Annotated in this window: 13 protein-coding genes; 1 reads left to right on the top strand and 12 read right to left on the bottom strand. The window is 63.5% G+C overall.

Translation table 11 applies throughout. The features are described from left to right. The 5 genes from ACLIRY_RS26095 to ACLIRY_RS26115 form a co-directional block, all read right to left on the bottom strand. The coding region (locus ACLIRY_RS26095) for a TrbG/VirB9 family P-type conjugative transfer protein (protein ID WP_413208355.1) at nucleotides 1-880 on the bottom strand (880 nt) is incomplete at its 3' end. Beyond that, complete coding sequence (locus ACLIRY_RS26100; protein ID WP_413208356.1) at nucleotides 877-1,260, bottom strand: hypothetical protein; 384 nt, start codon at nucleotides 1,258-1,260, stop codon at nucleotides 877-879. The genes ACLIRY_RS26100 and ACLIRY_RS26095, both read right to left, overlap by 4 nt. Continuing rightward, a complete protein-coding gene (locus tag ACLIRY_RS26105; protein WP_413208357.1) occupies nucleotides 1,257-2,030 on the bottom strand; it encodes a VirB8/TrbF family protein in 774 nt (257 codons plus the stop codon). The genes ACLIRY_RS26100 and ACLIRY_RS26105 overlap by 4 nt, the downstream gene beginning before the upstream one ends. Next, nucleotides 2,018-2,188 (bottom strand): hypothetical protein, encoded by a 171-nt coding sequence (locus tag ACLIRY_RS26110; protein WP_413208336.1) that lies wholly within the window; start codon nucleotides 2,186-2,188, stop codon nucleotides 2,018-2,020. Before ACLIRY_RS26110 ends, ACLIRY_RS26105 begins: the two co-directional genes overlap by 13 nt. Nucleotides 2,189-2,219: 31 nt before the next feature. After that, nucleotides 2,220-3,302, bottom strand: a complete 1,083-nt coding sequence (locus ACLIRY_RS26115) for a type IV secretion system protein (RefSeq protein WP_413208358.1) — start codon at nucleotides 3,300-3,302, stop codon at nucleotides 2,220-2,222. 355 nt (nucleotides 3,303-3,657) lie between these two features. Between ACLIRY_RS26115 and ACLIRY_RS26120 the strand changes: the two genes are divergently transcribed. After that, nucleotides 3,658-3,786: a hypothetical protein gene (locus tag ACLIRY_RS26120; protein ID WP_413208359.1), complete on the top strand. Its 129-nt coding sequence runs from the start codon at nucleotides 3,658-3,660 to the stop codon at nucleotides 3,784-3,786. 20 nt (nucleotides 3,787-3,806) lie between these two features. On the opposite strand, the gene ACLIRY_RS26125 is transcribed toward ACLIRY_RS26120, so the two are convergent. The 7 genes from ACLIRY_RS26125 to ssb are packed head-to-tail and all read right to left on the bottom strand — an operon-like array spanning nucleotide 3,807 to nucleotide 9,302. Beyond that, nucleotides 3,807-4,637, bottom strand: coding sequence for a hypothetical protein (locus tag ACLIRY_RS26125; RefSeq protein ID WP_413208360.1), 831 nt, complete (start codon nucleotides 4,635-4,637; stop codon nucleotides 3,807-3,809). Beyond that, nucleotides 4,619-7,000 (bottom strand): VirB4 family type IV secretion system protein, encoded by a 2,382-nt coding sequence (locus tag ACLIRY_RS26130; protein ID WP_413208361.1) that lies wholly within the window; start codon nucleotides 6,998-7,000, stop codon nucleotides 4,619-4,621. The genes ACLIRY_RS26125 and ACLIRY_RS26130 overlap by 19 nt, the downstream gene beginning before the upstream one ends. Next, nucleotides 6,997-7,299 (bottom strand): hypothetical protein, encoded by a 303-nt coding sequence (locus ACLIRY_RS26135; RefSeq protein WP_413208362.1) that lies wholly within the window; start codon nucleotides 7,297-7,299, stop codon nucleotides 6,997-6,999. Before ACLIRY_RS26135 ends, ACLIRY_RS26130 begins: the two co-directional genes overlap by 4 nt. 11 nt (nucleotides 7,300-7,310) lie before the next feature. Then, nucleotides 7,311-7,625 carry a TrbC/VirB2 family protein gene (locus tag ACLIRY_RS26140; protein ID WP_413208363.1) on the bottom strand — a complete coding sequence of 105 codons (315 nt, stop codon included), beginning with the start codon at nucleotides 7,623-7,625 and terminating at the stop codon, nucleotides 7,311-7,313. 11 nt (nucleotides 7,626-7,636) lie between these two features. Then, nucleotides 7,637-8,143: a hypothetical protein gene (locus ACLIRY_RS26145; protein WP_413208364.1), complete on the bottom strand. Its 507-nt coding sequence runs from the start codon at nucleotides 8,141-8,143 to the stop codon at nucleotides 7,637-7,639. Next, nucleotides 8,143-8,883 carry a conjugal transfer protein TraL gene (locus ACLIRY_RS26150; RefSeq protein WP_413208365.1) on the bottom strand — a complete coding sequence of 247 codons (741 nt, stop codon included), beginning with the start codon at nucleotides 8,881-8,883 and terminating at the stop codon, nucleotides 8,143-8,145. The genes ACLIRY_RS26145 and ACLIRY_RS26150 overlap by 1 nt, the downstream gene beginning before the upstream one ends. 2 nt (nucleotides 8,884-8,885) lie before the next feature. Further along, nucleotides 8,886-9,302 carry a single-stranded DNA-binding protein gene (ssb, locus tag ACLIRY_RS26155; RefSeq protein ID WP_413208366.1) on the bottom strand — a complete coding sequence of 139 codons (417 nt, stop codon included), beginning with the start codon at nucleotides 9,300-9,302 and terminating at the stop codon, nucleotides 8,886-8,888. Nucleotides 9,303-10,115: the final 813 nt, after the last annotated feature.

Here is a 10,115-nt window from a genome sequence, read left to right on the forward strand (position 1 = left end):
TGTCCTTCCAGCGGTCGCCGAACTTGATGTAGGTGAAATAGTCGTCGCGATAGACGGTGCGGGGCTTGAGGGTGTTGTCACTGCCCCAGAGGCTGTAGTCCCCCCAGCCGCGCAAGGTCGAGGGGGTGAAGGGGGCGGATTTGACGAAGTCTCCGTCCTTTTTCTCCTTGTCGTCCAAACCGGCCAGACCCTCTCCGTTGCTCGCCCCTGCCTCGGTTTCCGCCGTGACCGGCGGAGGCACCAGGGGCAGCGGCGCGGTGTCGAAGGGTTCGAAGCCGGGGACGGCGGGATCGCTGTCGGCCCGGACCGATCCTTCGATCCGCACCAGGAGATCGGGGACATGGCGGGAATTGAAGCCCTCCGCCCGGAGATAAATCGGGTAGATTAAGCCACTCTTGCCGTAGACCACGATATTGGTGTCATAACCCATACCGGCGGCACGGACGGCCAGGCGGCGCTTGCCCCGGGGCTTGACCTCAAAGCCGATGCTGTCGCCCAGGTCCACGGCCTCGATTTCCTCGCCCTGGGGCAGTTCAAGGACGGTGACCATATATTCGCGGACCCGGACCTTGTAGGTGGACAGGGGATTGAGGTCATAGGTGAAGACGGCGGCCTGTTCCGGGGCCTTGTCCCAGGCCGATTGGACCATGCCGATGGATACGGCGCGGTCGAGGGAGCCGAAGTCGCCCTTGGAATGCTGTTTGATCTGCTGCACCAAATCCTCCGGAACCGGGATGTCCGGGGCAGCGGCGGCGGGGGCAGCGGCTGGGGACGGGGGCGGCGGCGGGCCTCCGCTGGGGGAAAAGGGGGTTTGGGCCTGGGCGGGCCAGGCGACGGCCAGCAGCAGCGGGGCGGCGAGTACCAGGGAGCGGAGGGTCATGACGGGGCCTCGGGAATGGGGCGGGACAGGGCGGCGCGGAGGGCGATGCCGGAGATCGCTCCGGCCAGCGTCAACAAAAGGGTGGTGGGGAGGAGGAAGGGGTGGACCTCGGCCTGGAGCGCCCCGGCGTAGGCATCGGCCAGGGCAAAGGCCAGAGCCACGGCCAGCAGGACGAAGCGACCGGCGGGGGGCGACGGGGGCGGAAGCTGGAACCGGCGCGCCAGGGCCAGGACCGGCGACCACAGGGCCGCCCCGCCAAGGGCGGCGGCCAGGACGAGCATCCAGGATGCTGCGACGTGGCCAGTGGTGAGGATGTCGCACACGAGTGCGCCACAGAGCACCAGGGCGGCGCCCGCCAGGGAGGGGACAAGCCGGGTCATGACGAGGGCCTTTCGCGCAGGACGAAGTCCAGGACGGTGAGGCCCAAGGGATTGGCGAAGCGGTCCTCGGCGGATACCGATTGGGGCCGGGTGGTCATCGACAGGTAGGCCCGCAGGGGTTTGCGCTCGATTTCCTTGCCGTGGCGCTCGTCAATTTGCTCGAAATCGACGACCAGCTTGTAGTCGTCGCTGAGGCTGTATAAACGGGTGGCGTCGCCGACTTGGATCTGTCGGACCATGCCGTCGCTCAGGGCGTCGGTGCGTTCCTTGGTCTCGATGCGGTCGCGGACGAAGCTGCGCCAGAAACCCGCATCGGACATCCGCGCCGCCTCGGCCCGCCGTTCGCCTTCCGTGACCCGGTCGATCTCCAGGACCAGACGGACGTAGCGGCGCGCCGTGGCCTCCAGAAGCAGGTCGAAGCCGTTCACGTCCTCGCTGATCGGCTCGATTTGGTAGAGCTTGTCATCCGGCTCGTAGCCACGCACCAGGGCAACCTCGGTGGTTTTGAGCGGCACCAGGGCGCCGATGGCGTTGCCCTGGACCACCACGGTGGCCAGCAGGCCGATGTTGGTGGCCACGGACAGACGCAGCATCCAGGCAAGCCGCCGGTGGGCCGCCTGGAAGGCGAAGGGATCGGCCTCGGAGATCTTGGCATGGGGACGGGCGGGGGGCGCCAGAACCGGGTCGCCGTCAACGCGCGAGAAGGTCGGCGTCACGCGCTCTGTCTTGGCGCGCCAACGGGCGAGCCAGGGAAAGGTTAACCGAGCCATTGGAACCCCTCGCTGTTGTAGTCGATGGGATCGCAGGCGCAGGGCGAGAGCTTCATTTCATCCGCCGCGTTGCCCCCGGCATTCCGGGGCATTTCCAGGTCGGCGCAGGCGGAGGTGGACAGGGTGAACAGGACGAGCAAAAGCACACGGATCCTCATTGGGATGTCCTTTCTGGGGTGAAAAGGGGAGTTACTTGTCGAAATGCGCCTTGGTCAGGCGCTCCTTGATCTTGTCCATGGCGGCGTTGGCGGCCCCCTTGGGGTTCTTGGCGGTTTCGATCCCCAACAGACCGGCATCCAGGAGCTTGCCCGGGGCCTTCTTGCCTGCCTTCAGGAGCCCCAAACCGGTAGCTGTGGCACCGGCGGTGATGACCATGGCGGCCTGGTTGGTCAGCTGCGAATGGGTGACCGAATTGGCGATGGAGGTGGCCTCGGCCAGGAAGGCCGTGCCCAGCCAGCCCAGGGCGATGGCGACGAGGATCTTCGGGTTGTCGAAGGTCACATCGGCGACTTCCGCGCCCATGGAGGCGTCGCCGATGTTGAGCTGCGCGGTTCCGTACAGGATCAGGGCAAGGGCCACGGAACTGCCGAAGAGCACCATGAAGGCGGCGAGGAGCGTCCGCAGGCCGCTATAGGCCATGCCCCGGCCCCAGCCGAAGCCGAAGCACATCATCAGGATCGGCGAGAGGGCGGCCAGCATCATCACGCGGAAAATGCTCACCACCACCTGGGCGAAATAGACAACAAGAAGGATGAAATAGGGAACGAACAGCAGAAGGGCGTAAATCAGGGGAACAACGGGATCATTCCAACTGGTTTGCGCGGCAATGGCCGTCGCCATCTTGAAGACTTTGACCACGCCGTCTTCAGCGGTTTGAACCAACTGGGTCATGCCGCCGGTTCCTTCCGGGGCGGCGGCTTTTCCGCTGATGCCGCCGACGGAGAGTGCGGCGCTGGCGCCGGAACCCATGACGGACAGGGAGGCGTCGTAGGTTTGGGAAATCAGGCCCGGCCCTTGGCCGCCCAACAGGATTCCGGCTATAACGACAAACACGAATTCCTTGCCGAGGCCCTGCAAATCAGCTTGGCCGAGCATCATTTTCAGGCCGTGGATGGCGATCCACAGGCCCGCCAGCGAAAGGAAGACCGCCCAGATGGGACCGATCAGCATGTGGCTCAAATCGCCCACGAAGCTGTCCGCCAGGGACACATATTCACTGACGATGTCGCAGGTGAAGCAGATTGTCGCATCCGCACTTCTATCTATTGCCATGGTGACATGCCTGTGTCCTGAAGGGAGTGCAGCGGGGAGCTATGAAGTGCAACGATATGCGGATTGGGATTACGCTGTGTCGGCATGGACTACTCTGCGAACGGGTGAGGACTTCGATCGAGAGTACGAGCGCGTAAGTCCAGCTTACGAGGCGTGGAGAAAGGAAAATCCAAGCGAAGATCTTGCCGTCTTGTCTTCTCTCCGTGGAGAAGAGGGAGACCTTGTTCGGAAAGGTCATGATTTGAATAAGGTCTATAATAATTGGCTTAGCATCTATCGTGCTTGGTCTAGTCGGCGTGGTTCTTTGGAGCCTGCCTATCCATGGAATGAGAACGTCAGGTGTGGCCTTATTGAGATGTCGAATATTTACACAGGGCAATGCAATGACATTCCTGATTGGCGCAGCGAGAAGGCCAAGGCCCGTGACGCCCAGGTTCTCGCCGACTACCGGGCCAAACAGGCGGCCAAGGGGGCCGCGCAATAGGGGGTGAATCCGGGGGAGGCTCATTGCGGCGTCTCCCCGCTGGTCCCGGGGACTTCGGGCGTTTCGCCGTCGGGGTTCATGGGATCCTGATCGACCGTGCTCATGGTGGCCTGGGCGGCCTGGATGCGCAGGGTGGAGGCCAGGAGCTGGGTCTGCGTCGCGTACTGTCGGGCAATCAGCAACATGGTCTGATTGAGTACGGCGAGGCGGCTGTTCACGTTTTTCGCCGCCTTGGCGTGCCGCTCCAGTTCCCCCACCGCCTGGTCGGCCTGGTCCGCCGTGGCTGCGGTCTGGACAGCGGCCTGCGCCAGACCGTCCACGGCGGCGGTGCGCAGCACGCGCTGGCGCCGCTTCTGAACCTCGCGCCGCGCCGCGTCCTGCTCTTCCCAGGTCATCTCCTTTGCCTTGGCCGGATCGAACCACAGGGTGTCCGCATAGGCCGTGCGGGCGCTGCAAATGGACGCGAGATTGATGTCGTCCATGTCCAGGCTGGGCATCAGGGCTTCCAGATTGGGCTTCAAACACATCGCATCGCGCTGAAGCTGCCGGGTCATCTTGATGACATTGAGCACGGGGACGGGGATCTCCCCCAGTTCGCCGATGGCGTCGATCTGCTTCTGGACCAGATTGCTCACGTCCTTGAGGACCGTGAGAATCTGCGTCGTGTTTTCGATTTCCTTCTTGATGAGAAGGATTTGATCCTTGAGCGCTTTGAGTTGTCTGGCGGCCTCGGCCAGGGCCTTGACGTCGATCACCGGATAGGTGGCCCAGGCCACCCCCGGCGCCACGATCAGGGCGCAGACGAGCGCGACGACGCGCAGGCGACGCCCTTTTAAAGATGTCCGTGCCATTGCTCTCTCCAGGTTTGTTTGAGGCGGTCGAGGTCGCTATTGGCGTCCACGCCTGAGCGGTAGAACCGCAAGGCAGGACCCAGAAACGACAGGTCGATATCGAGAATGGCGCTCTCGTCGAAGCCAGTGGCGCCGTCGCGTTTGACCACCAGGGCCTGACGCCGACCGGCGGTCACCCTCTGGCCGAGGCAGAAGGCCAATTGCTCGTCGTTCAGCCCGAAGGGCGCGAAGGTCTCGGCCTTGGCGTTGGCATTGGGCAGGAAGATCAGCGTCGCGCAGCTTTCGACGAAGGCATCGGCCCGCCCGGTCTTGAACAGGGCCGCCGGGTCCTGGAAGGCCATGCCCACCACGCCGTTGAGCTTGCGATATTCGCGGAACATCTCGACGGCCAGGTCCAGGAACCCGGCGTTCTGGAGCAGCTTGGCGGCCTCGTCGATGAAGATGACGAAGCCACGGCTGTTGCGCGCCGCCGTCTTGCCAATGGCCGAGGCGATATGCGCCACCACCGGAGGCCCCAGTTCCGGATCATCCAGGGCCTCGTTCATGTTGATGGCGACCATGTAGTGGTTCAGCACCCCGGCGAGGCTATCCTGTGGGGCATTGAAGACATGGCTGTGCATCCCCCTGTTGCCCTTGTCGTCGACAACCCATTGGGAAAAATGCCGCCGCAGGTCGGAGCGCCGGGCGAAGGCATGGTTGTAGATTTCGTTCAGGGTCCGGTGCGGGGGCTCCAGGTGCATGGCGATGTCCACCGCGTGGTTCAGCGCGTCCTTGTCCTCGGACGCGAGCTCCAGACCGCCACAGAGAGACCGCAGGATGGCGTAGATCCGATTGCGGTTGGCCGCGGTGTCCTCACCGACATCGAGCGGGTTCAGGGCGAGCTGGTCGTAACTCTGATAGGCTCCGCCCATGGCCTCGACCATGAAGCGGGTGCCTTCCTTGGAATCGAAGATGTAGCTCCGGATCTTCTCGAACTTTGCCAACCCGCCCAACAGATGCATGAGCAGGGTGGACTTGCCGCCGCCCGACGGGGCAAAAACCAGGAAATGCCCCAGGGACTGCGGTTTGGGCGAGACGTGGAACTGAAACGCGTAGGCGCCGCCGCTGGGGGTCATGAAATAGCGGACGGGCCGGTCACCGAAGGGGCCGACCTCCTGGCCGCGCGGCGCGTGGTGGAAGGCCCAGAGCGCGGCGATGTTCTGGTCCCGGATGACCAGGGGCCGAAGAAGGTGGCCGCCGGGGATCAGCTTGCCCTTACCCGGCGCCGTGGGCAGGCGGGCGAACCAGCATAGGGGCGTGCCGGTGGTTTCCACCGAATAGCTGATGCGCCGTTCGCCCAGGACCTCACAGACCTGTTTGACCAGGCTGGCGAGCGCGGTTTCGTTTTCGGCCCGGGCGATCACCTGGAATTGGGCGACGAACAGTGTCGCGGTTCCATCGGACAGCATGTCCAGGACGACCCCGGTTTCCGACGCCAGGGCGTGGTTGCCCAGCAGGGCTGTCCGTTGGGCCTGTTCCTGGCGCTTGTACATGGCCAGGGCCTTGTCCCGGTTCCAGGGGTCGCAGATCTGGGTGATTTCCAGATCGCCATCCAGGGCCAGGAGGTCGCCGATGGTCCGACCCGAGACGGTTTCGGGCCACTCCCGGATGCCGATGATCCGGTGGACCGCCGGGGTGGCGCCTTCGGTGCGGACGAGCCCGGAGGGCTCGAAGCGCAGGTCGCAGGCGGGCAGGGCCCCCGACAGGGTCCGGGTCTGGGGGCTCAGATCCCGCCGGTAGTCCCCGCAGACCAAGCCATTGAGCAGACCCGTCAAGGGGCAGGGGGAGTCGGGATCCTCCGGGACTGTGACGGGGGCGGGCTTGTAGGCCGACAGGCTGGCCTGGATGGCCTGGTCGGCGTCGGCCAGGAGATGGCTCCACCGTCCGCTGACGAGCAGATACCATTCCACCTCATAGCTGGATTGATAGCGGACCCTTTCGGCGCGGCCGATCTCTGTCAGGGTTGGGTGCGGCCACTCGCCTGTGCAATGCAGGGGACGGCGCCGCTTGACGGCCAGGAAACGGAGTTGCAGGCCCTTGCCGCCCAACTGGTGGAGCAGGGCTTGCCGTCCGAGCAGCAGCGCATGCTGCTCCTGCTCGATTTTGGCATCGTAGGAGAGTCCCCTCAAGCGCCAGGCCCGGCTGTGGGTGCCATCCTTGTTGACGATGGTCGCGCCATCCCCGGCGATATGGTCGAGGTCCAGTTCGTCCTGGAGCCAGTCGTGCTTGACCTCACCGAGGAGGAGGCGGCGGGTCGAGGGCACGGCCAGGGCACCGCCCAGGGCCGCGACCACACCGGTGGCGATGACATCGGGCCAGATCATGGACGCCTCCCGGCGATGAGGGAGCGCGGGGTGCGGACCTTGCCTTTCCAGATGCGCCGGGCGTTGATCAACAGGCGGTCATAATGGTGATCGGCGCGTGCCCGCTGCCAGAAAAAGGCCCAGAGGCCGCCGAGGGCCGTGACCGCGACCGGCAGGGTCAGGGGCGCGATCCCCATCATCAGACAGCTCACCGCCGCCACGCTGCCAGCCGTGGCGGCGAGGCCGAAGAGGACCGGCGGCAGGCCCAACAGGGTCACCGGTCGCTGGATTTGGGGGAGAATGGGAGAGGCCGCTTTCATGGTGCCTCCCCTTATGACGCGAACAGGGCCGAGACGATGGACGGACCGGCCATCACCAGAAGCCCGCCGATCAGCGAGAAGGCGAAGCGGTTCCAGTCCATACGTCCCGACATGGCCGCCCAGAGACCGAGGGCGATGATGCCCAGGCCCAGGACTCCGGCACCGATATTGCCGAGGCCGGAGGTGAGTGTTTCAATGAAACTCTTGATGGGAGCCGTCCAGTCATCGGCGGCCAGGGCCGGACTGGCGGCCAGCACCGCAGGAAGGGAGAGCGCACCGGCCAGGAGGCGGGATCGACGGCGGATCTTGGAGAGCAAGCGGGACATGGTGGGGTCCTTCATTGGACAAGGGTGAGAACAAGGGCGGAGAAGATCAGGACGACGCCGATGTTGAGGGTGGTGAGGAGGGTCAGGGTGCGGAGGAGCATTCGGAACCGGGCCTGGGCCTTGTCGGCGAGTTGCGCGGCCTCGTTCATGGCCATGGATTTTTGGCGCAGGGCGTCGGTGAGAACCTCGTCCTTGAAGCCTTCGATGGAGCGCCGGGCATCCTCGGCAAAGGATTGGGCCGAGGCCGCGACCGCCTGGGAGAGGAGGCGCCTTTGGGTATTCATGGCCCGCTCCCAGTCCCCCAGGAAAACCTGGTGGAGGGTATGGACCATGAGCAGGGGATCGTCGGTGCCGACCGTGGCGCCATGGGTGCGCCAGAGGTGCTCGCGGAGCGCCTCGACGGTGGTGATTTCGGGGGGAGGGGGGCGGTCGTCCTGCGGTGCCTTGTTGGTCTGCGCCAACTCGGCCAGGACTTGCGCCCTGCGGACGGCCTCGGTACTGGCCGCATCCTTGGCCATCAGAGCCCCGCCTCGACCATGGTGGAGTTCATGGTCGCCCAGATCATTTTGAGGCGTTGGCGGGACATCACGCCGAACTCTTCGCTCTCAACGGCTTCGGCGAAGGTCAGATGGGCCTTGAGCATGGTCGCGATGTCGAGGCCGAAGGTCTCCTTTCGGAGCTCCGGAAGGCGGACCAGGGCCGCGATATGGTCCATGTTCTTTCGATAGATTGCGCTGTCTTCGAAGGTCTGGACCTGCTGTCCGACCTGTCGTTCAACCCGACCGAAATACTCGTTCAGCCAGACGACAACGGGGATATCTTCGAAGTATTTGAGGACCTGGGACAGGCCCTCCATGGTGTCGGTCAGGCCTTGGCCCCCCGTGACGATGGAATGAATGCGGATCTCGTGACCGGCGTCCTGGACCATGGTCAAGGCCCTGGTTTCCACCATGTAGCCGAGCAGAGGCAGAAAGGTCGACGCGCCGTTGTCCACGACAATCGTGGCGTCGGGCGGGGCTGCGAGGATCTTTTCCAGAAGGGCGTCAAAGAAGCGGGGATTGATTTCGTCGACCCGCTCGCCGAGCGTCAGGTTTTCAACGCCGAAGGCCTTGTATCCGCCGAAGGACCGGTTGACCGGGTCGGTGTCGAGGCAGATCAGCTCACCGTCTCGCGGCTGGTAGTACTGGGCGAGAAGGGTTGCGACGAAGGATTTTCCGACGCCGCCTTTGCCCTGAAGGGTGAAGTTCACGAGCGCCATGATCAGACCTCACCATCATTGACGGTGCCATAGGCCTCCGGGCTTTCGATGGGAGGAGGTCCTCCGGGGCCTTTGCGGTCGAGGATCTGGAGATCGCCCCGGAAGTCGGGAAGGATGATTTCCGTCGTGACGTGATCGACGTTGAGATTGTCGGTCCATTTCCGGGTGTGGATCTCGCCCTCGACGTAGACCTGAGCGCCTTTCTTGAGGACGCGTTCGGCAAACTTGGCGAGGGGCTTGTTGAACACGACGACGCTGTGCCATTCGGTTCGCTGGCGCTTCTCACCGGTCTGCTTGTCCGTCCAGGTCTCCGTACTGGCAAGGCGGAGGTGGGCGATTTTGTCGCCCTGTTGGCTCTGTCGGATTTCTGGATCGGTGCCCAGATAGCCGATGATTTGGGCACGGTTCAAACACGCCATCAGGCGTCTCCTTTTGCTTGGGATAGGGGTTCGGATTCGGGGAGGGGGCCGGGGTCGGACGAAGCGGGTTCGTCGGAGTCACCCCAAAGTTCATCCACGAGTTCATCGCTCGCGACACGCGGAGCTTCCACTTCGCGGATTCGATCAACTCTCCCACTGGTTGTTGTGGGGGATTTTTGTCGTGTCGGAGGAGGAACGGATTTGGTGGATGAAGCGCTGAGTTGTGGCTTTGTAGAGGGCGTAGTTAAGGCCTTCTTGTTGTCATAAAAAGCTGTCTTTGCCATCGTGATACGACCAGTTCTGAACAGGTCGTCATAGATTTTCTTGAGGGTTTCCCCTCTCTCAAGCCGCTCTTTGATTTCTGGCCATAGGGCCAAAAACTCGATCCGGGCCTCACCCCAACCTGCCACATCTAACTCCTGCCACTTTGACTTGACAGGAAATCGGGGAAGTGGTTTTTCTAGTTGCGTTGGTCGCGCTTAGGCGTAGCCAAAACGGTTTACAAATTCATGGACGCGAGTCCCCGCAACCAAATTAAGCCCGTTATCTCAAGGAGATAACGGGCTTTTTCGTGTTCGGCCCCACAGTGCACGACAATTGGCGTTCCGCCCCTGGGGCTTTGCCCCAGTCCCCACTGGGGCCGGAAGGCCCCAGACCCCAGTTCCTTAACCCGGAAAAATCACGTGACTTTTTTCGGAGGGCCTATCGGCCCGATTTTTCTCTCCGGCCCCGGATTTTCCGAAGCCCTGTTCCGGGCTGGATGATGTCGGCTGCGAAAAGGGGCATATGGTCGCGGCGATACAACTAATAAAA

The organism is Rhodospirillum sp. A1_3_36, from assembly GCF_047263945.1.
Classification (GTDB): Bacteria; Pseudomonadota; Alphaproteobacteria; order Rhodospirillales; family Rhodospirillaceae; genus Rhodospirillum.

Bases quoted from the DNA above. Each gene is read 5' to 3' on its own strand.
- ACLIRY_RS26135 (WP_413208362.1), bottom strand. From the start codon at position 7,299: ATGAAAGCGGCCTCTCCCATTCTCCCCCAAATCCAGCGACCGGTGACC.
- ACLIRY_RS26100 (WP_413208356.1), bottom strand. From the start codon at position 1,260: ATGACCCGGCTTGTCCCCTCCCTGGCGGGCGCCGCCCTGGTGCTCTGT.
- ACLIRY_RS26110 (WP_413208336.1), bottom strand. From the start codon at position 2,188: ATGAGGATCCGTGTGCTTTTGCTCGTCCTGTTCACCCTGTCCACCTCC.
- ACLIRY_RS26145 (WP_413208364.1), bottom strand. From the start codon at position 8,143: ATGGCCAAGGATGCGGCCAGTACCGAGGCCGTCCGCAGGGCGCAAGTC.
- ACLIRY_RS26120 (WP_413208359.1), top strand. From the start codon at position 3,658: ATGTCGAATATTTACACAGGGCAATGCAATGACATTCCTGATTGGCGC.
- ACLIRY_RS26105 (WP_413208357.1), bottom strand. From the start codon at position 2,030: ATGGCTCGGTTAACCTTTCCCTGGCTCGCCCGTTGGCGCGCCAAGACA.
- ssb (WP_413208366.1), bottom strand. From the start codon at position 9,302: ATGGCGTGTTTGAACCGTGCCCAAATCATCGGCTATCTGGGCACCGAT.
- ACLIRY_RS26115 (WP_413208358.1), bottom strand. From the start codon at position 3,302: ATGGCAATAGATAGAAGTGCGGATGCGACAATCTGCTTCACCTGCGAC.
- ACLIRY_RS26150 (WP_413208365.1), bottom strand. From the start codon at position 8,883: ATGGCGCTCGTGAACTTCACCCTTCAGGGCAAAGGCGGCGTCGGAAAA.
- ACLIRY_RS26125 (WP_413208360.1), bottom strand. From the start codon at position 4,637: ATGGCACGGACATCTTTAAAAGGGCGTCGCCTGCGCGTCGTCGCGCTC.
- ACLIRY_RS26140 (WP_413208363.1), bottom strand. From the start codon at position 7,625: ATGTCCCGCTTGCTCTCCAAGATCCGCCGTCGATCCCGCCTCCTGGCC.
- ACLIRY_RS26130 (WP_413208361.1), bottom strand. From the start codon at position 7,000: ATGATCTGGCCCGATGTCATCGCCACCGGTGTGGTCGCGGCCCTGGGC.